Source organism: Actinomyces sp. (assembly GCF_030530635.1).
Lineage (GTDB): Bacteria > Actinomycetota > Actinomycetes > Actinomycetales > Actinomycetaceae > Actinomyces.
The window spans coordinates 1-25,462 of sequence record NZ_JAUMUL010000036.1; the positions used below are offsets into that span (position 1 = coordinate 1).

The following is a 25,462-nucleotide window of genomic DNA, read 5'->3' on the forward strand; positions in this document are numbered from 1 at the left end:
GGGCGATTGGTGACAACTCGGGGCGGCTGGTGGCAACTCGTGGCAACCGAGACCGCGACGGCCGCCCGGGAGAGAATCTCTTGGAACGTATCCGCAGCAAAGGAGCCGATCCGCCCATGAGACTGACCATCGACGGCCTAGAGGACCGTGATGCCTACCGCGATGCCGGCGTGATCACCCCCGGCTTCGACGTCGCCGCCATGCAGGCCGCCGGCCGACGCCGCCCGCGGTGGCTGCATCTGGGCGCCGGCAACATCTTCCGCGTCTTCCTGGCCCGCATCGCCGACGACCTTTTCGCCGCTGGCCGCCACTGGCCGATCACGGCCGTCGTCACTACCGACCCGGCGGGCTTCGAAGCCCGACTCGGCGCCCACGACCTACTGACCCTCTCGGTTACCCTCAACCCCGACGGCGGCCGCGACCTGCGCGCCATCGCCGGGATCTGCGAGGCCCTGGCCACCCGCCGCGACGCCGACCTGGAACGCCTGTTCACCCTCGCCGCCGACCCCGAGGTCACCCTCGTCTCCTTGACCATCACCGAGAAGGGCTACGCCGTCCGCGACGGCGTCGGCCGGCTCCTGCCCGAGGTTGCCGACGCCATCGCTGCCGAGCCCCGCGGCTACCAGGCCCACGCCATGGCGCTACTCGCCGCCCTGCTGCTGACCCGCTACGAGGCCGGCGGCGCCCCCATCACCCTGATGAGCTGCGACAACTTCAGCCACAACGGCGACCGGCTGCGCGAGGCCATCGACGTCGTCGCCCGCGGCTGGGTCCGGGCCGGCACTGCGCCCGAGGCCTTCCTCGACTGGCTCGCCGACCCCGCCTGCGTAGCCTTCCCCATCACCGTCATCGACAAGATCACCCCCCGCCCCAGCGCCGCCGTGAGCGAGGAACTCACCCGGATCGGCTTCACCGACATGGGGCTGACCACTCGCGGGCGCACGCCGCAGGCGGGCTTCGTCAACACCGAGCCCACCGAGTATCTGATCATTGAGGACGCCTTCGCCGCCGACCGCCCACCCTTCGAGCAGGCGGGCGCCCACGTCGTCGCACGCGAGGTGTGCGACGAGTTCGAGAACATGAAGGTGACCACCTGTCTCAACCCGCCACACACGGCCCTGGCCATCGCCGGCTGCCTGCTGCGCCTGCCCACCATCGACGCCGAGATGCGCGACCCCGCCCTGGAGGCACTGGTAAGCCGCCTGGGCTGGGACGAGGGCCTGCCGGTGGTCTCCGATCCCGGTGTAGTCGCGCCCGCGAACTTCCTCACCGAGGTCCTGAGCTCCCGCTTCACCAACCCCTACCTGCCCGACGACCCGGCCCGCATCGCCATGGACACCTCCCAGAAGATGCCCATCCGCTTCGGGCAGACCCTGCTGCGCTACCGCGACCGCGGCCTGGACATGGGTGCCCTCACCGCGATCCCGCTGGTGATCGCCCTGTGGTGCCGTTACCTGACCGGCATCGCCGACGACGGCACCCCCTTCACGCCGTCATCCGACCCCCGCCTGGCCGAACTCGGCGCCCACGTCGCCGATCTGCCCCTGGGCGGGAGCGCCGACGCCGCGGCCATCCACAACGCACTGCAACCCATCCTGTCCGACTCGACCCTGTTCGCCCTGGACCTGTACACCACCCCGCTGGCCGCCAAGATCGAGGCGCTGGTGGCACGGCTGCTGGCCGGACCCGGCGCCGTGCGCGCCACCATTGAGGAGGAGATGCTGCCGTGAAGATGACTTTTCGCTGGTACGGGGAGGCCTACGATCCCATCCCCCTGGAGCACGTGCGCCAGATCCCCGGCATGACCGGCATCATGGGGGTGTTGGACCAGTACGCCGCGGGCGAGGTCTGGGCCCGAGAGGACATCGCCGCGTTGGTTGACCAGGTCCATGCCCAGCACCTGGAATGCGAGGTCATCGAGTCCGTCAACGTCCACGAGGACATCAAGCTGGGCCTGCCCAGCCGCGACGCCTACATCGCCAACTATTGCCAGACTTTGGAGAACCTGGCGGCTTTCGGCATCAAGGTGGTCATCTACAACTTCATGCCGGTGTTCGACTGGCTGCGCACCGAGCTGTACCACCGCAACGAGGACGGCTCCACCTGCTTGTACTACAACCACGCCGACGTCGAGGGCATGGGACCGCGCGAGATCGTCGCCATGACCGAGCGCGCCTCCGGCGGGCTGACCCTGCCCGGCTGGGAGCCCGAGCGGCTGGGACGGCTGGAGGAGGTACTCGCCCTGTACGAGGGCATCGACCACGCCCAGATGCGCGAGCACTACCGCTACTTCCTCCAGGGCGTCATCCCCACCTGCGAGCAGGTCGGCATCCGCCTGGCGGTCCACCCCGACGACCCCGCCTGGGACCTGTTCGGCCTGCCGCGGATGTGCAAGAACCGGGACGACCTGGACGCCATCGTGGGTCTGGTCGACTCCCCGGCCAACTCCCTGTGCGTGTGCTCCGGGTCGCTCGGCTCCAACCCGGACAACGACGTGCCCGCGATCTTCCGCGAATTCGGCGAGCGCGGGCGCATCGCCGCCGCCCACGTGCGCAACGTCAAGCATCTGGGCCCCAAGCACTTCCAGGAGGCGCAGCACCTGTCCGCCGACGGCAGCCTGGACATGGCCGCCATCGTCGAGGCCATCTACGACACCTGCCCCGACGTGTACGTGCGCCCCGATCATGGCCGCATGATCTGGGGCGAGACCGGTCGCCCCGGCTACCCCCTGTACGACCGCGCCCTGGGAGCCACCTACATCAATGGCCTGTATGAGGCCACCGCCAAACTCAAGTCCCGCCCCGCCCCAACCACCGAGATCGGTCGCAGTAACCGCCGAGATCGGTAGATATGGTTGTCGAGACCGGCACAACTGGCGTGCGCACTACTCACCACGGGCACAGATAAGGAGATCCAATGACAAGAACCACTGAAACACCCGGCCCGAACGCCGCCACCGCGTCGTCGTCTCTGACCGCTCTTCTGGCCGCCAACCCGGTGGTGCCCGTAGTCGTCGTCGACTCCGCGCAGGACGGCGTGAACGTCGGCAGAGCGCTGCTGGCCGGCGGCATTACGACGGCGGAGGTCACCTTCCGCACCGCCGCGGGTGCCGACGCCATCCGCGCCATGCAGGAGATCGAGGGCCTTACGGTCGGCGCCGGTACCGTCATCAACATCGCACAGGTTGAGGCCGCCGTCGCCGCCGGCGCGAAGTACATCGTCTCCCCGGGCTTCAGCGCCGAGGTGGTGCGCGCCGCCCAGGCAGCGGGCGTCCCCTCCCTGCCCGCCTGCGCCGACGCCTCCTGGATCATGGCAGCCCTCGAACTCGGTATCGACACCGTCAAGTTCTTCCCGGCGTCCATCAATGGCGGCGTGGCCGCCATCAAGGCGCTCTCTGCCGCGTTCCCCGGGTTGGGCTTCGTGCCCACCGGCGGCGTCAACGCCGGCAACCTGGCCGAGTACCTGTCCGTCGATGTGATCCGCGCCTGCGGTGGCTCCTGGATGGTGAAGCAGGACCTGGTCGCCGCGGGCGACTGGGAGCAGATCACCCGCCTGTCCACCGCGGCCAGGGAGATCGCGAAGGAGTGCGGCCGATGAGCACCGTCACCGCAAGCGGCACAGACGCCACCACAACCGCACCGCTCCAGCCGCGCCCCGCCGAGGAGTGCCGTTACGACGTCGTCTCCCTGGGCGAGGTGATGCTGCGCCTGGATCCGGGTGAGGGACGGGTGCGTACCGCCCGCCGCTTCGAGGCCTGGGAGGGCGGCGGCGAGTACAACGTCGCCCGCGGCCTGTCCCGCTGCTTCGGGCTGCGTGCCGGTGTGGTCACTGCGCTCGCGGACAACGAGGTCGGCCACCTGATCGAGGGCATGATCCTGGCCGGAGGCGTCGATCCCATGATCACCTGGGCACCCTACGACGGCATCGGCCGTACCGTCCGCAACGGACTTAACTTCACCGAGCGCGGCTTCGGGGTGCGGGGCGCCGTCGGCGTGTCCGACCGCGGGAACACCGCCATCGCCCAGTTGCGGGCCGACGACGTCGACTTCGAGTACCTGTTCGGCACCCTCGGGGTGCGCTGGCTACACACCGGCGGAATCTTCGCCGCGCTTTCGGAGTCGGCGGCCGAGGTCGCCGAGGCCGCCATGACGGCCGCCCGCCGCCACGGCACGATCATCTCCTACGACCTGAACTATCGTCCCTCCCTGTGGCAGGGGATCGGCGGCCGCGAACGCGCGCAGCTGGTCAACCGCCGTCTGGCGCGGTTCGTGGACGTCATGATTGGTAACGAGGAGGACTTCACCGCCTGCCTCGGCTACGAGGTGGAGGGCGTGGATGCCGGCCTGTCCAAGCTGGACACCACCGCCTTCGAACGCATGATCGAGCGTGTCACCGCCGACTTCGACAACTTCAGGGTGGCCGCCACCACCCTGCGGCAGGTGCGCACCGCTACGGTCAACGACTGGTCTGCGATCGCCTGGTCGGCTAAGACGGGCTTCGTGCGGTCCACCCAGCGTCCCGGTCTGGAGATCCTCGACCGGGTGGGTGGGGGCGACTCCTTCGCCTCCGGCCTGATCTATGGGCTGATCGATACCGGCGACCTGGCTACCGCCGTCGAGTACGGTGCGGCCCACGGCGCGCTGGCCATGACCACGCCCGGTGACACCACCATGGCCACCAGGGCCGAGGTGTTGCGGCTGGCCGCGGGCGGGGGCGCTCGGGTCCGGCGCTGACGGATCAGCGCCTGAAACACGAGTTCACCTCAACGACACGAGTTCTTGGAGGTTTGCGGGTGTTTAAGCCGTGCAGAACTCCAAAACTCGTGCGTCTGGGGGCAAATGCGTGTTTGTGGCACCCGTGGCAGGGCGATGCCGGGCGCATGGATGGCCGCGGCTCACATCCAGGCGACCGGGTCGGCGACGACCTCCTCCAGCAGTGACCAGGCCGCACCGGTGACGGCCGGGGTCTGATCCTGCGAGGTGGTGATCACCTCGGGCACGGACCAGCGGGAGGACAGCACCCGCCGACGTAGCTCCGCATCCAGCTCGGGGCGCAGAATCTCAGCCAGCGGCGCCAAGTGTCCGCCCAGGATCACTGTGGGGATGTCGAGGATGTTGATGGCGGCGCTCAGTCCGACCCCGAGTGCCTGAGCGGCCCGGCTGACTGCCCGGCGCGCGGCGGAGTCGTCGGCCTGCCAGGCCGCCACCAGTTCCTCCGGCTCCGTCGTCTCATCCAGCCCGGCTGCGGCCAGGATGCGCCGGCGCCCCGCGTAGCGCTCCACACAGCCCCGGTTGCCGCAGGTGCACTGCGGTCCGCTGGGATCTACCTGGATGTGGCCGACCTCGCCTGCGAATCCCGAGGCTCCGAGCATGACTCGGCCTTCGCGCACGATCCCGGCACCGATGCCGTTCTCTCCGGACAGGTAGATGAAGGAGGGGGCCGAGTGCGGCGCCGCGGGCCGGTCGCGGCCGGCGGTGAGTGCGCCGAAGTTCGCCTCGTTGCCCAGCTGCAGCACCAGGCCATCTCCTTCGAGCACCTCGGCCAGGAACGGGCGTGGATCGATCCGCTCCCAGCCCAGGTTCGGGGCGCGCAGCAGGGTCTCGTGAGAGACCAGGCCGGGCAGGGCGATGGCTACACCGACTCTGCGTGCCCGCTGCACGTCGTTGAGGTTCAGCACGTCAGTGGTCAGCTGCGCCAGCCGGGGGAGGACGTCGGCGGGATCGGAGTCCGCGAGGTCGTCGAGCACGACCCGCTCGGCCAGTACCTGGCCGGACAGATCGATGGCCCGTACTGCCATGCGGGAAACGTTCACTTCCAGGCCGATGGCCACGAAGGTGCCCCGGGCGGGCGCCAATGGCACCGCTGGTCGGCCGGGGCCGGAGGCGGGGGAGGGGTCCAGTTCGGTGAGGATACCGGCCGCCACCAGGTCGTCCGCCAACCGTGAGGCGGTTGAACGCGTCATGCCGGTGGCGGCGGCGACGTTAGCCCGCGATACGGGTTCGGGAGCGGCGAAGACGTGGCCGGCCAGTAGGGCGAGGTTCGCCGTACGCAGGCTGGACTGCCGGGCGGATACGGGAGAGGCGGATACCGGGGCGGCGGAGGCGGGGGACGATGCCGACGTCGTGCGGGCTTGAGACACGTCTTGACCATACCGCATGCCCATGGCATAGTTGCGTCAGCGAACAAAATCAGGCTCGAGGAGGAACCATGGTTCGTAAGCCCACCAAGGAAGACAAGTTCTCATTCGGTCTGTGGACCGTCGGCTGGCTGGCTGCCGATCCCTTCGGCGACACCACGCGCACCGCGCTCAAGCCATGGGAGTACGCCGAGAAGCTCGCCGAACTGGGTGCCTGGGGCATTACCTTCCACGACAATGACGTCTTCCCCTTCGACGCCACCGACGCCGAGCGCGAGAGAATCGTCGGCAGGCTCAAGGACACGGTGGACGCCACGGGCCTGACCATCGAGATGGTCACCACCAACACCTTCACCCACCCGATCTTCAAGGACGGCGGCCTGACCAATAATGACCGCTCCATCCGCCGCTTCGGCCTGCGCAAGATCCTGCGCAATGTGGATCTGGCGGCCGAGTTGGGTGCCACCACCTTCGTCATGTGGGGTGGCCGTGAGGGCGCCGAGTACGACTCCTCCAAGGACCTGGGTGCGGTTTTCGACCGCTACAAGGAGGGGCTGGACACGGTCGCCCAGTACATCAAGGATCAGGGCTACAACTTGCGTATCGGCCTGGAGCCCAAACCGAATGAGCCCCGCGGTGACATCTTCCTGCCCACCGTCGGTCACGCCCTCGCCCTGATCGCCGAGCTGGACAACGGCGACATCGTCGGTCTTAACCCGGAGGTCGGCCACGAGCAGATGGCGGGTCTGAACTACACCCACGCGCTCGCCCAGGCGCTGAACGCCGGCAAGCTCTTCCACATCGACCTCAACGGCCAGAAGGGTCTGAAGTACGACCAGGACCTGGTCTTCGGCCACGGCGACCTACTCAGTGCCTTCTTCACCGTGGACCTGCTGGTCAACGGCTTCCCCGGCGGCGGCCCCCGATACGACGGGCCGATCCACTTCGACTACAAGCCCTCGCGCACCGACGGCATCGACGGCGTGTGGGAGTCCGCGGCCGCGAACATGGAGATGTACATCCAGTTGGCGAACAAGGCTCGCGCCTTCCGCGCCGACCCGGAGGTGCAGGAGGCACTCAAGCTCTCCGGCATCTACGAGCTCAGCGAACCGACCCTGGCCGAGGGGGAGACGATCGCCGACCTGCTAGCCGACCGCTCCGCCTATGAGGACTTCGACGCCGAGGCCGCCGCCGCCCGCGACTACCACTACGTCGACCTCTACCAGAAGGCCGTACAGCACCTCATCGGCTGAGCGCTGTTCGCAACGTTCAACGATCACCAACCGAACCGGAAACCCGGAAACTCTGTCAGCGGCCGGCCGTGGGCTGAGCAATCGGTCCACGGCCGACCCGCCTTCAACGCGGAAGGAATCCCATGCCCCTCGTCGCCGGCGTCGACTCCTCGACGCAGTCCTGCAAGCTTGTCGTCCGGGATGCCGCTACCGGCGCCCTGGTCCGTGAGGCCAAGGCCTCCCACCCGGACGGCTCCGAAACCCATCCGGACCACTGGTGGGCCGCACTAAGCGAAGTGATCGACGCCGTCGGTGGCCTGGACGACGTCGCCGCCCTGAGCGTGGGCGGGCAGCAGCACGGCATGGTGGTCCTCGACGCCGCCGGCGAGGTCATCCGCCCGGCCTTGCTGTGGAATGACACTCGCAGCGCCGGCGCCGCCCGCGACCTGATCCGCGAACTCGGCGACGGCGATGAGGCCGCCGGGGCCAAGGCCTGGGCCGACGCCGTCGGCTCGGTGCTCGTGGCCTCCCTGACCATCACCAAGCTGCGTTGGCTGGCGGATAACGAGCCCGAGAACGCGGCGCGTATCGCCGCCGTCTGCCTGCCGCACGACTGGCTCACCTGGAAACTGTCCGGCGCCGCCTCGCTGGACACCTTGGTCACCGACCGCTCCGACGCCTCCGGCACCGGCTACTTCGACTCGGTGACCGACACCTACCGCCGCGACCTGCTCGCGCTCGCCCTGCGCCGCAGCGAGGCCGAGGTCGCCGACATCGTATTGCCCCGCGTCGTCGGCCCACACGAGGAGGCTGCCCGCGGCGGCGCCTTCACCACTCCGGCGGGGAAGGCGCGGGACCTGACCCATCTGGTGCTCGGGCCGGGTTGTGGTGACAACGCCGGCGCCGCCCTCGGACTCGGCCTGCGCCCCGGCGCCACCAGCGTCTCCCTGGGCACCTCCGGTGTGGTCGCCGCCGTCTCCGCCACCCCCACCCACGACGCCTCCGGGCTGGTCACCGGCTTCGCCGACGCCACCGGCGCCTTCCTGCCGTTGGCCTGCACGCTGAACGCCGCCCGCATCCTGGACGCCGCCAAGCAGGTGCTGGGTGTGTCCTACGAGGAATTCGACCGGCTGGCCCTGTCCGCCGAGCCCGGTGCCGCCGGGCTGGTGCACGTCCCCTACCTGGAGGGCGAGCGCACCCCGAACCTGCCCGAGGCCACCGGCATGCTCACCGGCATGACCCTGGCCTCGCTCACCCCCGCCAACTATGCGCGCGCCGCCGTCGAGGGACTGCTGTGCCTGATGGGTGCGGGCGTGGACGCCGTGCGCGCCCAGGGCGTCGAGGTCGACGCCGTCATGCTGGTGGGTGGGGGAGTGAAGTGGGCCTGTGCCCGCCAGCTCGCCCCGGCCGTGCTCGGCGTCCCGGTGGATGTGCCCGAGCCCGGCGAGTACGTCGCCAACGGCGCGGCCAAGCAGGCGGCCTGGGTGCTCGCCGGGGGCGAGGAGCCGCCCGTCTGGGAACTCGGCCCGGTTGAGCACCTGACCGCCCCGCCCCAGCCCGCGGTGCGCGCCGCCTACGACGCGGTCGCGGCGCTGGTGGCCGCCGCCCAGCAGGACGGCTGACAACAGGCCGGGCCGGGGCGGGGCGCTGCGGGCCCCGCCCCTCGCCGAGGTCGGTCGTTGTTCCCGCCGAGGTCGGTCGATATGGCGCGGTCGCTACCCCTGCGGCGGCGCCGTGGACTTGCGCTCGACCAGACGGGTGGGGATCTTGACCGAACCGATGGTGCGCCTGGTCCCGGTTCCCGTGGAGTCACCGGCGAGGTCGAGGGCCGCTTCGACGGCGCGCGCCCCCATCGTTTCCAGGGCCTGGTGGATGGTGGTGAGCGGGGGTGCGGCGCATTCGGCCAGGAAGGTGTCGTCGAAGCCCACCACACTGAGAGCGGCGGGCACTGAAACCCCGCGCTGACGGGCCGCCTCATACACGCCGATCGCGGAGACGTCGCAGGCGCACATGACGGCGGTGGGCCTGCGCTCGCTTTCCAGATCCAGCAGGCTGAGTCCCGCCCTTACGCCGGTGTCGTAGGTGTAGCTGTCTCCCAGAACCAGTGCCGGATCGACGTCGAGACCGGCGTCCATCATGGCGGAGCGGAAGCCGAGCAGGCGTTCGCGTGCCGGCAGGGAGCGCTGCGGCCCGGCGACGAAGGCGATGCGCTGGTGTCCCAGCGCGAGCAGGTGCTGGGTGGCGGTCATGCCGCCGTTCCAGTTGGTGGAAGAGATCTCCAGCACGCCGTCGGGGGTCTCCTGAGCCGGGTCCACGGTGATAACCGGAAGCCGGAGTGAGCGGGCGGCGTCGAGTTGCGCATCGGACAGCTCCATGGTGACCACGATCAGTGCCAAATGCCCCTCGGCCACGATCCTGCGCACCCAGGAGTCTGCCGTGGACTCTCGGCGGTTGTTGAAGGAGCGGACATCCAGAATGGCGCCGTGGTCGTGCGCGGCGGCGACGGCCCCGGCCAGCACTCGGTTGGTGTAGTAGGTGTCGAGGGAGTCGAAGACGATTGTGAGCGTCGGGGAAGTGCGCTCCGCGGATGTCGGCGCCTCGTAGCCGAGTTGCTCCGCCAGATCCAGGATTTGTCGCCGTGTGCGGGCGGAGACGTCCTGACGGCCATTGATCGCCTTGGACACGGTTGCGCGCGAGACTTTCGCCGCCGCGGCGATGGTGTCGAGCGTAACGCGTTCGCGCGGTGCCACAGCGTCCTCCGTTCTCGGGTAGATCCCGACCGGCGTCAGCAGAAGCCGGTTGTACAGGTGTTGTACCTGCAAGCGTAATGGTCGCCGAACGGCAGGCCGCAGGTGGGGGCACGGATGCCGATCTCGGTACGGCGACCTTGCCTTGTGTCAAGGGGAACCCGCTTCTAGACTCAACGCACATCCGAAAACATGCGAAAAAACACGAAAGTCAGTCGGAGGGCGCTTCCCGCCACCGGTGGTCGGCGGGAGAAGGATGGTGCACATGGCGGTCTTGCCCGAGTCACTCGGCCCGCTGCCTGCGGTGACCGTGGCGGAGCCGGCGGACTTCGACAGTTTCTGGGAGCGGACGCTGGGCCGGGCGCGCAGCCACGACCCCGATGCGATGCTGGTTGAACGCGTCGGCGTCACACAGCCCCTGGCTGAGCTACGCTACTGGGACTTGTCCTTCAGTGGCTTCGCCGGTCAGCGAGTACGGGCATGGCTGTCCCGCCCGGCGAGCCGCGACGGCGAGGTGCTGCCCTGCGTGGTTCAGATCCCGGGGTACGGCCGGGGACGCGGCCTGCCGGGGGAGATTCCGCACGTGGCCGCCTCGGGAATGGCCCACCTGCTGCTTGACGTACGCGGCCAGGGCTACGGATACGGCAGCGGCGGCGACACCCCCGACCCCGACGCCGGGGCCCCGGAGGCTCCCGGTGTGGTAACCCGCGGCATCGCATCCCCCGATACCTACTACTACCGGCGCCTGATCGTGGATGCGGTGCGAGCCGTGGACGCCGCGCGGGCACTGCCCGATGTCGATGCGAGGCGCGTCTTCGTCATGGGGAACTCGCAGGGCGGCGGTGTGGCGCTGGCGGTGGCAGGGCTGGTGCCCGACCTGTGCGGGGTAACCGTCTCCGTGCCCTTCCTGTGCGACGTGCCCGCCGTATACCAGCTTGCTCAGGGGGAGCCTTATGCGGAACTCGCACGCTATTTGGCGGTGCGCAGAACCGGGCGCGAGGAGGTTCTCCGCACGCTGTCGTACGTCGACGGCGTCAACCACGCCCGGCGCGCCCAGGCCCCTTCGTTGTGGGGGCTGGGGCTGCGCGACACCTGCTGTCCTCCGCTCGGAGGACAGCAGGCACTGGCCGCATACGCCGGTCCTGCACAGGTGGAGATCTATCCCGACAACGGTCACGAGGGCGGGGAGTTCCACTACCTGCGCCGCCAGCTCGCATGGATCCGGGAGCGTTGCGCAGGAACGACGTCCTAAAAGTTTCGTTGTAGGGCAATTGGAGGCAACCTGCGCGATGTGGTCGGAAGAGACCTACAATCTGCGCCGTTTCGCCGTTTTGCATTGTGAGTACGGGAAGACAAAACCCTTGACCCGGGAGGTGTGCGGGGCTACTCTAAGGCGGTCGCCAGCGAAAGCTGATGCGAAAAGATTCGCTAAGGCGTTAACTCACAAGGAGGTGATGCGTCGTGGCAGAAGTGGTCGACACGGCGTCGCCCACACCCCAGGCGGCCAAGCGCCGTGCGTTCCGCGCGCCTGCGAGTGCGGCCGCCGGGGGGCGGACACGCAGGCATGTGGGACGATCCGGCAGGCGCAGGAGCAGCCGCCGAGGCGACTGGCAGCTCTACACCCTCGTGGTCATCCCGGTGATCTGGTTCATCGTCTTCCGGTACGCGCCGATGGTCGGCAATGTCATTGCCTTCCGCCGGTTCATGCCCGGCGGCTCGATGTACGGCGAGGAATGGGTCGGGCTGAAATACGTCCAGATGTTCATCGCGGACCCCACCTTCTGGCGGGTGTTCCGCAATACTGTGGTCATCGGCCTGTCCACACTGCTGGTGTCCTTTCCGGCGCCGATCATCCTGGCCCTGCTGCTGAACGAGGTGCGCCGGGTCTGGTTCAAGAAGATCGTCCAGACCGTCTCCTACTTGCCGCACTTCCTATCGATGGTCATCATCGCCGGGATCATCATGGAGGTCGTCGCGGTGGACGGTCCGATCAACGCCCTGATCACCGCCTTGGGCGGTCAGGCGGTCAACTTCATTCAGACGGCCAGGGCCTTCGTGCCCATCTACGTCATCTCCGACGTGTGGCAGACCGTCGGCTGGGGGACGATCCTGTACCTGGCGGCGCTGACCACCATTGATGACTCCCTGTACGAGGCCGCCCAGATCGACGGCGCTAACCGCTGGCAGCAGACTTGGCACATCACGCTGCCGGGCATTCGGCCCACCATCGTGACTCTGCTGATCCTGAACGTCGGCTCCTTCCTGGCGGTGGGCTTCGAGAAGATCCTGCTGATCTACAACCCGCTCACCTACGAGACCGGGGACGTAATCTCGACCTACCTGTACCGCGTGGGTCTGCAATCGTCCAACTTCAGCTATGCGGCGGCCATCGGCCTGTTCGAGTCGCTGATCGGACTGATCATGGTCATGGCCGCCAACTTCGCCTCGCGCAAGTTCGCCAAGACGAGTCTGTGGTGATGACGGATGCCTGTGCACAACACCAAGTACGATTCGCGCAGCTATCGGGCCTTCCGTGTAATCAACACGATCATCCTCCTGGGCGTCATCTTCGTGACGCTTTTCCCCTTCCTGAACGTCGTCGCCAAGTCCTTCTCCAGCGAGGCGGCCATCTCCGCCGGGGAGGTGAACCTCGTCCCCAAGGGGTTCAACGTCACCACCTACAAGGTGGTGTTGTCGGACTCGGCCTTCTGGACGGGATATCGCAACACCATCGTGTACACGGCGGTGGCCACGCTGATCGCGCTGGTCTTCACCACCGCATTCGCCTACGTGCTGTCCAAGAAGGACCTGAAGGGGCGGAATGCGCTGGTCGGCTTCGCGGTGTTCACCATGTTCTTCAACGGCGGCCTGATCCCGAACTACATCCTGATCACCAACCTGGGCATGAAGAACACCATCTGGGCGGTCGTACTGCCCAATGCGATCAACGTGTTCAACCTCCTGGTCATGAAGTCCTTCTTCGAGGGGCTGCCCCATGAACTGGAGGAGGCCGGTGAACTCGACGGCCTGGGCACCTACGGAATCCTCTTCCGCATCGTGCTGCCACTGTCCAAGGCGATCCTCGCCACCATGTTCCTCTTCTACGCCGTCGCCAACTGGAACGCCTGGTTCGGTGCCTTCCTGTACTTCGACGACAAGAACCTGTTCCCGGTCACCATCTACCTGCGCAACATGCTCGCGGGCGTTACCACCTCCGACTCGCTCGGCGGCGGGACCGCGGATCAGACCCAGATCTCCTCCAACCTCAGGTCGGTGACCATGGTGCTCACCTCCCTGCCGATCCTGTGCGTCTACCCCTTCGTACAGAAGTACTTCGTCACCGGCGTCACCCTCGGCTCGGTCAAGGGCTGACGGACTTCCGCCGCCCAATGGTCGCCGCCCCAGTCGATTACGGGTGGGCGCAGCAGCCGCCCGCCACGATCCCATCCGTTCGCAATCCCATCCAATCCCGGCCGGCCCTCCGGCCATATCAGAAAGGCACTCGACGATGAGCCCCAGTCTCTTCTCCCACCCCATCACCCGCCGTCGGGTCGGCGCCCTGCTGGCAAGCACCGCGGCCGCCGCCGCGCTGGCGGCCTGCGGCTCCGGCTCCGACTCCGGCGGTGCGGCCCGGGGAGTGACCAACACCGCGGCCGCCATGGACGACTTCGCCGCGGATACCAGCTTCAAGGCCGGCGAGCCGCTGACCTTCACCTGCCTGTTCTCCGATCACCCCAACTACCCCTACAAGGCCGACTGGATGCTGCTTAAGGAGATCACCAACCGCACCAATGTCACCCTCGACATGACGATCGTGCCCATGTCCGACTACGAGCAGAAGCGCTCTCTGCTGATCTCCTCCGGCGACGCCCCGCTCATCCTGCCCAAGACCTATCCCGGTCAGGAGGCCGCCTTCGTCTCCTCCGGGGCGGTCCTGGCCGTGTCCGACTACTTCGATCTGATGCCCAACTTCCGCAAGAAGGTTGAGGAATGGCAGCTGGATGAGGAACTGGACACGCTGCGTCAGGCGGACGGCTCCATCTATGTCCTGCCCGGTCTGCACGAGGAGATCTGGCCCGACTACACCTTCGAGATCCGCAAGGACCTCCTCGACGAGCAGGGACTGTCCCTGCCCACCACCTGGGAGGAGCTTCAGGACGTCATCACCAAGGTGCGTCAGCGCCACCCGGAGATGAAGGGCATCTCCGACCGCTTCGAGGGGCTGAGCATGCTCAACCTGGCGGCGGTCTCCTACGGCACCCAGTCCGGCGGGTCCTGGGGTATGACCACCATGGCCGAATGGGATGAGGCGACGGAGTCGTTCATCTTCTGCGGCACCTCCGACAACTACAAGGCCATGGTCACCATGCTGCGCGGCATGGTCGACGCCGGCGTGCTCGACCCGGACTCCTTCACCCAGGACGAGGACACTGCCGTCAACACCTTCACCACCGGAAAGTCCATCGCTATCGGCACCAACTCCCAGTACGACGTCACCTACGAGACGACAATGAAGGAGACCCTCGGAGAGGGCAACTTCGAGATCGTCAAGATCCTTCAGCCGGCCGGCCCTGCTGGCGCGCTGATCGGCGGCACTCGCCTGGAGAACGGCATCATGATCTCCTCCAAGGCCGCCGAGGACCCGAACTTCGTGGCCATGATGCAGTTCATCGACTGGCTGTGGTACTCCGACGAGGGCGAGGAGTTCGCCAAATGGGGCGTTGAGGGCACCACCTACAACAAGGCCGCCGACGGCACCCGCACACTGGTCGATGACATCAACTACAACGGGCTCAACCCTGCCGGAGACAAGGACCTGCGCATTGAGTACGGCTTCTCCGGAGGGGTCTTCGCCTACGGCGGCACCACCGAACTGCTCCACTCGATGATGTTGGACAAGGAACTGGCCTGGCAGGAGGAGATGGCCGCCACTCACACGCAGAGGCCGATCGACCCGCCGGCGCCGCTGGATGAGACGCAGCGTGAGCAGGCCACGCTGCTGGTCACTCCGCTTCAGGATTACGTCATGCAGGAGACGCTTAAGTTCATCACCGGCAAACGGGACCTGTCCGAGTGGGACACCTATGTCACGGAGTGCGAGGCGAAGGGCGTGTCCTCCTACATGGAGATCCTCAATGCGGCCCGAGCCACCTACGTGGAGAACAATGGCTGATCGATTCACCGGTGTGGGCGCCTCATCCAGGGGCGCCCGCACCGCCAACCCGCCCGCCGCCCAATGCGGAGCCGACGACGGCGCATACGCTCCCGCCCCCGACGCCTACGCCGATTCCCTGCTGGTTCGAGTCAGCTCGGTCGTCTACCAGGCGGCCGCCCTCGCCATCGGTGCGACGCCGTTGATCGCTCCTGCGGCGGTCGGCATGCTCCTGCTCGACGGCGCCTCCGCCTGGTCGCTACTGGTGCTGACGCTGGTCTGGGCGCTGGCACTGACCGCCCTGCCCGCCGTTGTCTACGCCGTCACCCGACCCGGATGGACCTTCGACCCCTCGGCGCGGTATCGGATCTCCGCCCTGTGGCGCGGCTGGCGCGGGGCGGTCGCCCAGTTCGGGCCCATCGCCGTGCTCGCCGTCGCACTGACGGTGGGGCTGGCGGGCTCTACCGCCGGACTGGGGGGTGGACCGCGCGCGGCGGTCCTTACCCTGCTCGCGGTCGTGGGCCTGGGCGTGGGGCGTGTGGGCGCGATCATCGCCCTGTTCAGCTTCAGAAGCGCCGACCTGTTCGTGCTCACGGCCGTCATGACTATTCGCGACGCCGTCGGAACCCTGTTCCTCGCCGGCATCGGTGCGGCGGGCATGCTGATCGCCCTGCACGCCCCGGCGGTTCTGATGCTCGCCTGGGTGCCGCTGTGCGCCCTGGTGGCGCCTGCCACCCGCGGGCAGCGGCGCACCCTCACCGAGCAGTTCACGCGTCCTGCCGCACCGACATCCACGGAGGCATGAATGCATCGGCCCAGGCACATTCTGCATGGTGGCGACTACAACCCCGAGCAATGGGACGACGCCACTATCGACTCCGATCTGGCGGCCCTGGCCGCGGCCGGCGTCAACACGCTCACGCTCAACGTCTTCGGCTGGGCAGACGTGCAGCCCAGCCCCGACCGCTTCGAATGGGACCGGCTAGATGCGCTCATGGGCCGCGTTCACGCGGCCGGATTCGGCGTTATCCTGGCCACTCCGACGGCGGCGCTGCCACCCTGGTTGGCGGCGGCCGAGCCGAGCACCATGCGCGTCGACTTCGAGGGGCGTCGCCACGGCTACGGCCAGCGGCACCACTTCTGTCCCACCTCGGCGGTATTCCGCGAGTACTCCGGGCGTATCGCCGCGGCGCTGGCGCGGCGGTATCATTCCCACTCGGCCCTGCTCGCGTGGCATATCGGCAACGAGTACGGCGGCGCCTGCTACTGCGAAGACTGTGCCGCCGGATTCCGCCGCTGGCTGCTGCACACGCACGGCGGGCTGGACGCGCTCAACCGCGATTGGTGCACACAGATCTGGTCCCACCGCTTCACCGCCATCGACCAGATCCCCGCCCCCAATGCGCTCACCGAGCACTGGGGCGGCCCCTACCGCAGCGGCTTCCCGATCATCACCCTGGAGTACAAGCGGTACATGACCGAGCAGTTCGCCGCCTGCCTGGAGGCGGAGATGGACCAGGTGCGGTGCCACGACACCGCCCATCCGGTCACCACCAATCTCATGGGCCCCTACGAGCACCTGGACTACTTCCGCTTCGCCCGGGACCTCGACGTCGTCGCCTGGGACAACTATCCGCGCACCACCCGCCCCGGGCCGGAGATGGCCTTCAACCACTCGCTCATGCGCGCCGTCGCCCGGGGCAAGCCCCTGTGGTTGATGGAGCAGGCGCCCGTGGCGACCACCTGCCGTGACGTCAACCCCACCCGGCCACCGGGTGTGCTGCGGCGCTGGAGTCTGCAGGCGCTCGCGCAAGGCTGCGACACGGTGCTCCACTTCCAGATGCGCAGCGCCCCGGCGGGCTCGGAGATGTGGTTCGGCGGCGTCCTGGACCATCGTGGCCGTACCGATACGCGTACCTACCGCGAGGTCGCCGCACTCGGACGGGAACTGAGACGACTCGGCGACCTGGTGGGCGGCCGCGTCCAGGCGCGTGCTGCCGTGTTGATGGACTGGGAGTCCTGGTGGTATTCCCGCGTAGTCGACGGCTTTTCCGACCACTGGGATCTGGTTGAGCAGGCCCGGGGATGGCACGAGGCGCTGGCCCGTCAGGTGGGCGGGGTGGACGTGACCGACGGGCGTGATGACCTGTCCCGGTACGAGCTCGTCGTCGCCCCCAGTGTGTATCTGGCCCACGACGACGTCGTTCAGTCCCTGTGCGCATACGTGGCCGCAGGCGGCACGCTTGTGGCCGGGCCCTTGTCCTTCGCCACCGCCGCCACCGGGCGCGTCCTGATCGACACGCGCGTGGACGAGTTGCTCGGCTGCCAAATCGAGGAGCGTGACGCACGCGCACCGGGAGACGGCGTCGAGCTGTTGCTTCCCGACGGAACCGCCGACACCGCCCACCACCTCTTCGAGGTTCTGCGCCCCACTGGCGGGCGGGTGATCGGAACCTGGGAGTCCGGCTGGTTCGCGGGCACCGCCGCCCTCATCCGGAACGAGTTCGGCAGGGGCGCCGTGATCCGCCTGGGGGCGCTACTGAGCCGGGCCGGGCGGGGCCGTCTGATCGATTCGCTGATCCAACCCTCCCCGGGCCATCCGGGCGTCGAAGAACTGGAGCACACCGTCCGCACCGGCTCGGGAGGTACCTTCGACTTCGCGCTCAACCACGGGCGCCTGCCGGCTCAGTGGACCCCGCCCGCCGACGCCACCGACCTGCTGACCGGGGTGCGCGCATACGCGGGCCGGCCACTGACCATTCCGGCCGGACAGGTGCGTGTGCTGCGACGGAACTGACCGGCGGTGGACGGCGCGGACCCCGGTCGTCCCCGATGCCCTCACCAGGAGAGACCACATGACCTCCACAGCCCCATTCGCCACCAGTTCAGCTATGTGGCTCGAGCCGGCCACCAAGCCGTGGCTGGCCGCATACGCGCCCCTGACCCTGGGGGAGGAGGAGCTGGTGGCTCAGGCCGCTCACGACTGGCGCCGGTTGGCGGCCTCATACGCCGATGGCCACACGCCGGGAACAGGTCCCCGGCGCGCACTGAGTATTACCACCCGCGCACATACCGATCGGCTGCCGGTCGCCCTGGCCGAACCTGCGAGGCGGGCCCTGGCGGGGCAGGCACCTGGCCCCGAGGGCTACGTCGTCGTCCGGGATGAGGTGGGTGATCTGGCCGTGGTGGGCGTGGACGGGGCCGGCGCCCTGTACGGCACCCTGCGGCTGCTCACCGTCGGCCCCGAGGCGCTGCTGGGGGATCGGGGCGTCACCACCGCCTCGCCGGACCTGCCGCTGCGCATGCTCGACCACTGGGACAACCTCGTGCCCCACCCCGTCATGGGGGCGGTGGAGCGTGGCTACGCCGGCGATTCGGTGTTCTTCGAGGCCGGCTCCCTGGCGCCAGACGCGGACCGCATTGATGACTACGCACTGGTTCTGGCCTCGCTCGGCATCAACGCCGTGTGCCTGAACAATGTCAACGTTCATGCCACGGAGGCGACCTTGCTGACGGAGCGCCTCAAGTTGGTGCAGGCCATTGCCCACGTCCTGCGCCGGCGCCACATCACCACCTTCATCGCCGTCGACTTCGCCGCACCCATGACCCTGGGCGGCATGGACACCTGCGACCCGCTGGATACGCACGTGCGGCGGTGGTGGCGGGCGACGACTGGCGCCGTGTATGCAGCCGTCCCCGATCTGGGCGGGTACGTGGCCAAGGCCGACTCCGAGGGGCGCCCGGGACCGTCTCAGTACGGACGCGACCATGCCGACGGTGCCAACATGCTGGCGGCCGCGCTCGCACCGCACGGTGGGCAGGTTATGTGGCGCTGCTTCGTGTACAACCACCGTCAGGACTGGCGCGACCGCACCCTGGACCGGGCCCGCGCCGCCTACGATCACTTCATGCCCCTGGACGGACGCTTCGCCGATAACGTCCTGCTGCAGATCAAGCACGGGCCGCTCGACTTCCAGGTGCGTGAACCGGTATCGCCGCTTCTGCTGGGCCTGCGCCGTACCCGGGTGGCTCTGGAGCTGCAGGTTGCCCAGGAGTACACCGGGCACGCCTGGGACACCTACTTCCTGCCGACCGCCTGGCGGGAGGTGCTCGACCTGGACGTCGCCGGTGACGGCGGCACCGACCTGGGTGAGGACCTGGCCGGACGATCGGGTTCGGCGATGGTCGGCGTCGCCGGGGTGGGGAGGGACTGGAACTGGACCGGCAACACTTTCTCCCAGGCCAACCTGTATGGCTACGGCCGCCTGGCCTGGGACCTGCATGCGGATCCCGCGTACATCGCCCGCGAGTGGGCCGCCGCCTCCTTCGTCGGCGATGCGGACCTGCACGCGGCACTGGTGCGCATCCTGCTGACCTCCCGTGAGGCGTATGAGAACTACACCGCCCCGCTCGGGGTCGGCTTCATGGTCATGCCCGGCAGCCACTACGGGCCCAGCATCGACGGCTACGAGTACTCCCCGTGGGGGACCTACCACTTCGCCGATCGTTACGGCGTGGGCGTGGACCGCACACCGTCGGGGTCGGGCTACACCGAGCAGTACCCGGCGGCGCTTGCGGCCCGCTACCGCTCACTGGAGGAGTGTCCGGAACGGCTGCTGCTCTTCTTCCACCACCTGCGCTATGACCAGGTGCTGCCCCGCTCCGGAGTGACGCTGATACAGCGCATCTACAACACCCACTTCCAGGGGGTCGAGCAGGTGCGTGCGATGCGGCGCGAGTGGGAGGCGGTGCGGGGGCAGGTGCCCGAGCCCATCCGCAGCGACGTCGACCGCCGCTGGCGGGCCCAGGAGCGCAACGCCATTGAATGGCGCGACCAGGTGTGTACCTACTTCCTGCGCCACAGTGGTATCCCGGATGCGGCCGGGCGCACCGTCTACCTCTGAGCCTGCCCCTGAGCCTCTCCTTCGTCGAGATCGGTCGTTGTTACCGTCGAGGTCGGTCGATATGGCGCCAGGGCCGGTTCTCTGGCTGCCGGAACGTTCGAGAACGGCGCAATGTGTGGCTCTCCGAGCCACCGAGAGGGATTTCGGTACGAAACACAACGAAATTATTGTGGTCGAATTTCGGAACGTGTAGTGTCATGACTGCGGGCCAGCGTCGGCCGGCATCCCTAATCATCCTGTCTGTCTGGATACGTCGCCACGAACACGCTCATGTCGGTCCGTACCGCCGCATGGAGATTCACCGTCGTCTCGTGCCATGCGTCTGGGCGGATGGGCCAACAGCAAAGGCACACGCATGCGCATAGCACAACCCCGGCGTCCTCGCCGGATCCGCCTGCTCGGGGCGGCCGTCGTGGCCGCCGTCGCGATCGCGGGCATGACCGTGGGGGCGGCCGCCGTCGAAGCTCCGACGGAGCCCCAGCCCTATGCGGTCAGCTACTCCAACTTCGAGTCCAGTCAGCCCGATAATCCCTGGGCCCCACGCGGTGAGGGCGTCACCGCCGTCACCACCAACGAGGTCCGTCGCAGTCCCTGGAACAGCCTGTACGTCACCGGTCGCACTCAGGCCTGGCACGGAGTGGAGATCGCCATCGGCGACTTCATGGAGGCGGGCCAGTCCTATGACGTCACCGCCTGGGTGCGTCTCCCGGACGAGGCGGCCTCCACCCGGGCCAAGCTCACCGCCGCCCAGAGCGACGGGCGGTACGTGGAGATCACCCCACCCGCCGAGGTCGGCCAGGAGTGGGTGGAGCTAACCGGCAGCTACTCGCCGGCCGCGGGCGAGGAGGGGACCATATACATCGAGCTGGAAGACCCCACCGCCTCCTTCTACGTGGACGACGCCGCCATCACCGCCTACGCCTGCGGGCGCGGCCCGGTTGACGACTCCACCGCTCTGCTGGATGCCCTGCCCTACCCGGTGGGCGCGGCGGTTACGGCCAACACCGTCCAGGGCGACTCGCTGAAGCTGCTGAATCGGCACTTCAACCAGGTCACCCCGGAGAACTTCATGAAGCCGGAGGCCTGGTACAACGCCGACCACAGCTTCGTCACCGAGAACGCCGAGGCAGATGCGGTCATGGACTGGGCGCAGTCCACCGGTGGCCGCGTGTACGGACACGTGCTCGTATGGCACTCCCAGACCCCCGACTGGCTGTTCCAGCACGAGGACGGCACCCTCCTGTCGGGTGACTCCGAGGCCGACCGGCAGGAGCTGCGCGAGCGCATGCGCACCCACATCAACAATGTGGCCAAGTACCTGGCGGACAAGTACGGGCTGTTCGGCTCGGACACCAACCCGTTGGTGGCCTTCGACGTGGTGAACGAGGTCATCACCGACGGCCCCTCGCCCGAGACCGACGGGCTGCGCGACTCCTACTGGTACCAGATTCTGGGTGAGGAGTTCATCGACGACGCCTTCGTCTTCGCCAACGAGGCCTTCAACTCCACCTACGCCGCTCCCGGCGTCGACCACCCGGTGACGCTGTTCATCAACGAGTACAACACCCAGTACGGCACCGACACCTCCTCCAAGACCGGGCGCTACCACGCCCTGATCGAGCGGCTGGTGGCGCGCGGCGTCCCGATCGACGGCGTCGGGCACCAGTTCCACGCCTGGCTCGACGACGACGTCGAGGGCTTCGGAACGGCCATGAGCGCCTTCGACGACCTGCCGCTGGTGCAGGCGGTCACCGAACTGGACGTGCCCACCCGCACCGGCACACCCGTGGACACCCAGACGCTGCTGGATCAGGGACGCTTCTACCAGCGCCTGTTCCAGATGTTCGCGGAACAGGATGCCAAGCGGGACTTGTTCTCGGTGACGCTGTGGGGCCTGGTTGACTCCGGCTCCTGGCGGTTCTACGAGGGTGACCCGCTGCTGTTCGACCCGTACTACCACGGCAAGTGGGCCTACGCGGCGGCCATCGGTGGGGAGATTCCGGCGACGCCGCAGGTGTGCGCCGCGCCGGTGCCCACTGCCGCGCCAACTGAGAGGCCGACGCCGCAGCCCTCGGCGGGCACCGCTCGGCCCTCCGCCTCGGCCACACCGAATGACAGTGGCCCGCCCGCGCCCACGGGAGATCCAACCGCCTCGCCAATAGGAGCAGTGCCCTCACCGGCTGGCGGTGGTAGTCCCCTGGCACGCACCGGCGCCGAGGCGCTGGTCCTTCCGGCAGCAGCCCTGCTACTGGGCGCGGGCACGCTGCTGCTACGGGCTCGACGCCGGATCGGCTGAGACTCCCGTAACCGGGGCGGTACGACCCGGCCACGGGGCGCGCCGGTCGGGGGACGCTACTCGCCGGCGCCGCGGGAGGGTGCGATGGGAGGCCGTCGCACCCTCCCGTCGTATTGCGGCCGGAGCACCGTGCTCGCGCCGATAACCCGATAAACCCCCCGAAGTCCAAAGGGGCAAGGGAATGGCCCGGCAGCTGAGCGAAGTATTCGAATCTCTCGCTCATCTGATCCGGGCCATTGGTGTCCTTGTGGATGCCCTCGGCAGGTGGCTCAACTGAGCCGCTTGCGTCGGGAAGTCATCCGGTCGCCGCCGGATGGCTCCCCTCCACTGTGCCCGTCGGTGCGCCGTCCTGACAAGTCGAACAGGTGTGCAGGGGCGGTGCGGTTGAGTCGCGTACTACGAGACTGGTTGCCAGTTCGATGGGGGATAGGGCGCGGGAGCCGTGGGAGGTGGCCAGGCGGATGACAGTGCGCATGGCCTCGGCGCCGATGTCTACCAGGGGTTGGTGGATCGTGGTGAGCCTGGGCGAGCAGACGGTGGCGGTCAGGGTGTCGTCGAAGCCCACGACCGACAGGTCCTCGGGTACGCGCAGGCCGCGGCGTCGGGCTGCCTCAATGACGCCGACCGCGGTGGCGTCGCAGCCGGCGACGATGGCGGTGGGCGGCTTCTGGAGGTCCAGCAGGTGTCCGCCCTGGACCAGGCCGGAGTCGTAGTCGAAGCCTCCGGCGCGCACCAGTTGGGGTTCCGGGGTGATGCCGGCGGTGGCCAGGGCGCTGCGATATCCGGCGAGTCGCTCGGTCGCGGGGATGGACTCCAATGGCCCGGTGACGATGCCGATGCGGCGGTGGCCCAGTTCGAGCAGGTGCGTTACGGCCTGCTGGCCGCCGCGGTGGTTGGTGGCGCCGATTGATGAGGTCCCCTCGGGGACCGCGGTGGCGGGATCGACGGCTACCAGTGGAACGCTCAACTCAGCGGCCGAGTTAACCATTGCCGGGGTGACGCCCGTGGTGACCAGCACGACCCCGTAGGAGGATGACAGCACCTCCAACACACTGCGCTCCCACGCCTGGTGGTGCGCCTGATCCAACTGGTCCATCGCCGAGCCGATGTGGCGCACCCGCAGCCAGACTCCGTCCAGTTCGGCCTCCTCCAACAGGCCCCGCAGCACGTAAGCGGCGTACTGGGTGTCCACCGAGTCGAACACCGCCGTCACCGGGTGTGCCGCCTGATCCGTGCCGCCGGCGGGCAGTGAGGTCATCGGGGTGCGGTAGCCGAGCTCACGCGCTGCGGCCAGCACGGCCGTCCGGGTCGGGGCGGAGATGACCGGGTCCGCCCGCAGCGCCTTGGAGACGGTGGCCACCGAAACTCCCGCACGGGCGGCGACGGCGGCCTGCGTTGGACCTGAGGAACGCGGACGGGACATAGGCAGCCTCCTCGCTGGAGCAGAGATTTCATTTATTTTCACACATGGGGGCACCGAAGGTGGTGGCCGTAATGTGATCGTTATCGATGGCGGCATTATTCTGCATTGCTCTGGTGGGGTGTCGTGAGGTAGTATCAGTTTGTCGGCGAAACAAACGAAAATGTTTTCGCCTGTGGACGACGGTGTCCACCGCCGCCTGCCTCCCTCGGTGCGGCGGCGTGGCCGCACCGGCCCGGTCTGAGAGGAATCACCATGTACCAGCTGAAGATCTCCCGCCGGCGGATGACCGGCGGCATGCTCGCAGTAGGGGCGGCTGCCGCGCTCGCCGCCTGCGGTAACCGGCCCGGCGCCAGCTCCTCGGCCGGAAACGGTGCCACCGCCTGGGTTCTCACCGGCGGACCCGAACAGACCTTCCGCGACTCCTTCGAGCGTTGGAACACCGCCCACTCCGATCGACAGATCGCCACCGAGTGGTTCGCCAACGACGCCTACAAGGAGAAGATCCGTACCGCCGTCGGTGCCGGCAACGCGCCGACTCTGCTGTACAACTGGGCCGGAGGCACACTTGCCGACTACGTGGCGAACAACCAGGTCATTGATCTGACCGAGTCCACCACCGCGGCGCAGGAACGCATCGTCCCCTCCTTGCTGGACCCCGGCAAGGTCGACGGCAAGGTCTACGCCCTGCCCAACAACAATGCTCAGCCGGTCATGCTCTACTACTCCAAGCCCGCATTCGAGGCCATCGGCGCGCAGCCGCCCACCACCTGGGACGAGTTGCTGGCGCTAGTCCCCGAGTTCACCGCCGCCGGTTATATCCCCTTCGCCGAGTCCGGTTCCTCCCAGTGGCCCTACCTGATGTGGATCGAGTACCTGACCGACCGCATCGGCGGCGCCGAGCCCTTCGCCAAGATCGTCGCGGGCGAGCAGGACGCCTGGTCGGACCCGGCCATCACCGGGGCGCTGGAGAAGATTCAGGAGCTGGTCAGGGCCGGCGGCTTCGGGGACTCCTACGGCTCGGTCGACGCCGACTCGGGCGCCGACATCGCCCTCATCCACACCGGCAAGGCGGCCATGATCCTCCAGGGCTCCTGGGTGTACGCCAACTTCCTCACCGACGCCCCGGAGTTCATGAGCAACGGCAACCTCGGCTACACGGATTTCCCCTCGGTGGCCGACGGCACCGGCGACCTGTCCAACATCGTCGGCAATCCCGCCAACTACTGGTCGGTGGCGTCGAACGGCTCACAAGAGGTCCAGCAGATCGCCATCGACTACCTCAATGAGGAGCTCTACAACGAGGACTACATTCAGGCCCTGGTTACGGGCGGCACCATTCCGGCCGCGCTGGAGGCCGACGACGCCATCGCCGCCTCCGAGCACGCCGAGTACCTCGCCTACGGCTATGACATGGTGAAGAACGCCGCTAACTTCACTCAGTCGTGGGACCAGGCTCTGCCCCCGGCCGCGGCGCAGGAGCTGCTCACCAACCTTTCGCAGATCTTCCTGCTCCAACTGAAGCCCGAACAGTTCGTCACCAATATGAATGCGACCCTGTGACGGCCGCATGGG

General features: G+C 68.0%; 18 protein-coding genes. 15 read left to right on the forward strand and 3 right to left on the reverse strand.

The window, feature by feature from the left end:
* Window positions 1-116: 116 nt before the first annotated feature.
* The 4 genes from Q4A20_RS09200 to Q4A20_RS09215 all read left to right on the forward strand — a co-directional run bounded on the left by Q4A20_RS09200 (window position 117) and on the right by Q4A20_RS09215 (window position 4,733).
* Window positions 117-1,730 (forward strand): mannitol dehydrogenase family protein, encoded by a 1,614-nt coding sequence (locus tag Q4A20_RS09200; RefSeq protein WP_303122451.1) that lies wholly within the window; start codon window positions 117-119, stop codon window positions 1,728-1,730.
* Between the two features lie 2 nt (window positions 1,731-1,732).
* Window positions 1,733-2,848 carry a mannonate dehydratase gene (gene uxuA, locus Q4A20_RS09205; protein ID WP_303122474.1) on the forward strand — a complete coding sequence of 372 codons (1,116 nt, stop codon included), beginning with the start codon at window positions 1,733-1,735 and terminating at the stop codon, window positions 2,846-2,848.
* A 68-nt stretch (window positions 2,849-2,916) separates the two neighbouring features.
* Window positions 2,917-3,597, forward strand: a complete 681-nt coding sequence (gene eda, locus Q4A20_RS09210) for a bifunctional 4-hydroxy-2-oxoglutarate aldolase/2-dehydro-3-deoxy-phosphogluconate aldolase (protein ID WP_303122452.1) — start codon at window positions 2,917-2,919, stop codon at window positions 3,595-3,597.
* Window positions 3,594-4,733 (forward strand): sugar kinase, encoded by a 1,140-nt coding sequence (locus tag Q4A20_RS09215; RefSeq protein ID WP_303122453.1) that lies wholly within the window; start codon window positions 3,594-3,596, stop codon window positions 4,731-4,733. Before eda ends, Q4A20_RS09215 begins: the two co-directional genes overlap by 4 nt.
* 161 nt (window positions 4,734-4,894) lie before the next feature.
* Here Q4A20_RS09215 and Q4A20_RS09220 read toward each other — a convergent pair whose 3' ends face one another.
* Entirely contained in the window at window positions 4,895-6,139 is a 1,245-nt protein-coding gene (locus tag Q4A20_RS09220) for an ROK family transcriptional regulator (protein WP_303122454.1), read from the reverse strand.
* Between the two features lie 68 nt (window positions 6,140-6,207).
* On the opposite strand from Q4A20_RS09220, the gene xylA reads away from it, so the two are divergent.
* Together xylA and Q4A20_RS09230 are read left to right on the forward strand one after the other, a co-directional pair.
* Window positions 6,208-7,389, forward strand: coding sequence for a xylose isomerase (gene xylA, locus Q4A20_RS09225; protein WP_303122455.1), 1,182 nt, complete (start codon window positions 6,208-6,210; stop codon window positions 7,387-7,389).
* A 122-nt stretch (window positions 7,390-7,511) separates the two neighbouring features.
* Window positions 7,512-8,990: a xylulokinase gene (locus Q4A20_RS09230; RefSeq protein WP_303122456.1), complete on the forward strand. Its 1,479-nt coding sequence runs from the start codon at window positions 7,512-7,514 to the stop codon at window positions 8,988-8,990.
* Between the two features lie 93 nt (window positions 8,991-9,083).
* Here Q4A20_RS09230 and Q4A20_RS09235 read toward each other — a convergent pair whose 3' ends face one another.
* Window positions 9,084-10,118 (reverse strand): LacI family DNA-binding transcriptional regulator, encoded by a 1,035-nt coding sequence (locus tag Q4A20_RS09235; RefSeq protein ID WP_303122457.1) that lies wholly within the window; start codon window positions 10,116-10,118, stop codon window positions 9,084-9,086.
* A gap of 262 nt (window positions 10,119-10,380) precedes the next feature.
* Between Q4A20_RS09235 and Q4A20_RS09240 the strand changes: the two genes are divergently transcribed.
* The 8 genes from Q4A20_RS09240 to Q4A20_RS09275 all read left to right on the forward strand — a co-directional run bounded on the left by Q4A20_RS09240 (window position 10,381) and on the right by Q4A20_RS09275 (window position 22,467).
* Window positions 10,381-11,367: an acetylxylan esterase gene (locus Q4A20_RS09240; protein WP_303122458.1), complete on the forward strand. Its 987-nt coding sequence runs from the start codon at window positions 10,381-10,383 to the stop codon at window positions 11,365-11,367.
* Window positions 11,368-11,576: 209 nt separating this feature from the next.
* Window positions 11,577-12,593, forward strand: coding sequence for a sugar ABC transporter permease (locus Q4A20_RS09245; protein WP_303122459.1), 1,017 nt, complete (start codon window positions 11,577-11,579; stop codon window positions 12,591-12,593).
* Between the two features lie 6 nt (window positions 12,594-12,599).
* Entirely contained in the window at window positions 12,600-13,487 is an 888-nt protein-coding gene (locus tag Q4A20_RS09250; protein WP_303122460.1) for a carbohydrate ABC transporter permease, read from the forward strand.
* Between the two features lie 136 nt (window positions 13,488-13,623).
* Window positions 13,624-15,288: an extracellular solute-binding protein gene (locus Q4A20_RS09255; RefSeq protein WP_303122461.1), complete on the forward strand. Its 1,665-nt coding sequence runs from the start codon at window positions 13,624-13,626 to the stop codon at window positions 15,286-15,288.
* Window positions 15,281-16,072 carry a hypothetical protein gene (locus tag Q4A20_RS09260; protein ID WP_303122462.1) on the forward strand — a complete coding sequence of 264 codons (792 nt, stop codon included), beginning with the start codon at window positions 15,281-15,283 and terminating at the stop codon, window positions 16,070-16,072. The genes Q4A20_RS09255 and Q4A20_RS09260 overlap by 8 nt, the downstream gene beginning before the upstream one ends.
* Window positions 16,073-18,064, forward strand: coding sequence for a beta-galactosidase (locus Q4A20_RS09265; protein WP_303122463.1), 1,992 nt, complete (start codon window positions 16,073-16,075; stop codon window positions 18,062-18,064).
* 58 nt (window positions 18,065-18,122) lie between these two features.
* Window positions 18,123-20,171, forward strand: coding sequence for an alpha-glucuronidase (locus Q4A20_RS09270; protein ID WP_303122464.1), 2,049 nt, complete (start codon window positions 18,123-18,125; stop codon window positions 20,169-20,171).
* A 355-nt stretch (window positions 20,172-20,526) separates the two neighbouring features.
* The gene (locus Q4A20_RS09275; RefSeq protein ID WP_303122465.1) at window positions 20,527-22,467 is read left to right on the forward strand and encodes an endo-1,4-beta-xylanase; all 1,941 of its coding nucleotides are present in this window, start codon (window positions 20,527-20,529) and stop codon (window positions 22,465-22,467) included.
* Window positions 22,468-22,762: 295 nt separating this feature from the next.
* Here Q4A20_RS09275 and Q4A20_RS09280 read toward each other — a convergent pair whose 3' ends face one another.
* A complete protein-coding gene (locus tag Q4A20_RS09280; RefSeq protein WP_303122466.1) occupies window positions 22,763-23,890 on the reverse strand; it encodes a LacI family DNA-binding transcriptional regulator in 1,128 nt (375 codons plus the stop codon).
* A 252-nt stretch (window positions 23,891-24,142) separates the two neighbouring features.
* Between Q4A20_RS09280 and Q4A20_RS09285 the strand changes: the two genes are divergently transcribed.
* Window positions 24,143-25,450: an extracellular solute-binding protein gene (locus tag Q4A20_RS09285; protein WP_303122467.1), complete on the forward strand. Its 1,308-nt coding sequence runs from the start codon at window positions 24,143-24,145 to the stop codon at window positions 25,448-25,450.
* The last annotated feature ends 12 nt before the right edge of the window (window positions 25,451-25,462 follow it).

What these genes read in the sequence shown, in the direction of transcription:
- Q4A20_RS09200 (WP_303122451.1), top strand. Translation starts at nt 117, where the DNA reads ATGAGACTGACCATCGACGGCCTAGAGGACCGTGATGCCTACCGCGAT.
- uxuA (WP_303122474.1), top strand. Translation starts at nt 1,733, where the DNA reads ATGACTTTTCGCTGGTACGGGGAGGCCTACGATCCCATCCCCCTGGAG.
- eda (WP_303122452.1), top strand. Translation starts at nt 2,917, where the DNA reads ATGACAAGAACCACTGAAACACCCGGCCCGAACGCCGCCACCGCGTCG.
- Q4A20_RS09215 (WP_303122453.1), top strand. Translation starts at nt 3,594, where the DNA reads ATGAGCACCGTCACCGCAAGCGGCACAGACGCCACCACAACCGCACCG.
- xylA (WP_303122455.1), top strand. Translation starts at nt 6,208, where the DNA reads ATGGTTCGTAAGCCCACCAAGGAAGACAAGTTCTCATTCGGTCTGTGG.
- Q4A20_RS09230 (WP_303122456.1), top strand. Translation starts at nt 7,512, where the DNA reads ATGCCCCTCGTCGCCGGCGTCGACTCCTCGACGCAGTCCTGCAAGCTT.
- Q4A20_RS09240 (WP_303122458.1), top strand. Translation starts at nt 10,381, where the DNA reads ATGGCGGTCTTGCCCGAGTCACTCGGCCCGCTGCCTGCGGTGACCGTG.
- Q4A20_RS09250 (WP_303122460.1), top strand. Translation starts at nt 12,600, where the DNA reads ATGCCTGTGCACAACACCAAGTACGATTCGCGCAGCTATCGGGCCTTC.
- Q4A20_RS09255 (WP_303122461.1), top strand. Translation starts at nt 13,624, where the DNA reads ATGAGCCCCAGTCTCTTCTCCCACCCCATCACCCGCCGTCGGGTCGGC.
- Q4A20_RS09260 (WP_303122462.1), top strand. Translation starts at nt 15,281, where the DNA reads ATGGCTGATCGATTCACCGGTGTGGGCGCCTCATCCAGGGGCGCCCGC.
- Q4A20_RS09265 (WP_303122463.1), top strand. Translation starts at nt 16,073, where the DNA reads ATGCATCGGCCCAGGCACATTCTGCATGGTGGCGACTACAACCCCGAG.
- Q4A20_RS09270 (WP_303122464.1), top strand. Translation starts at nt 18,123, where the DNA reads ATGACCTCCACAGCCCCATTCGCCACCAGTTCAGCTATGTGGCTCGAG.
- Q4A20_RS09275 (WP_303122465.1), top strand. Translation starts at nt 20,527, where the DNA reads ATGCGCATAGCACAACCCCGGCGTCCTCGCCGGATCCGCCTGCTCGGG.
- Q4A20_RS09280 (WP_303122466.1), bottom strand. Translation starts at nt 23,890, where the DNA reads ATGTCCCGTCCGCGTTCCTCAGGTCCAACGCAGGCCGCCGTCGCCGCC.
- Q4A20_RS09285 (WP_303122467.1), top strand. Translation starts at nt 24,143, where the DNA reads ATGTACCAGCTGAAGATCTCCCGCCGGCGGATGACCGGCGGCATGCTC.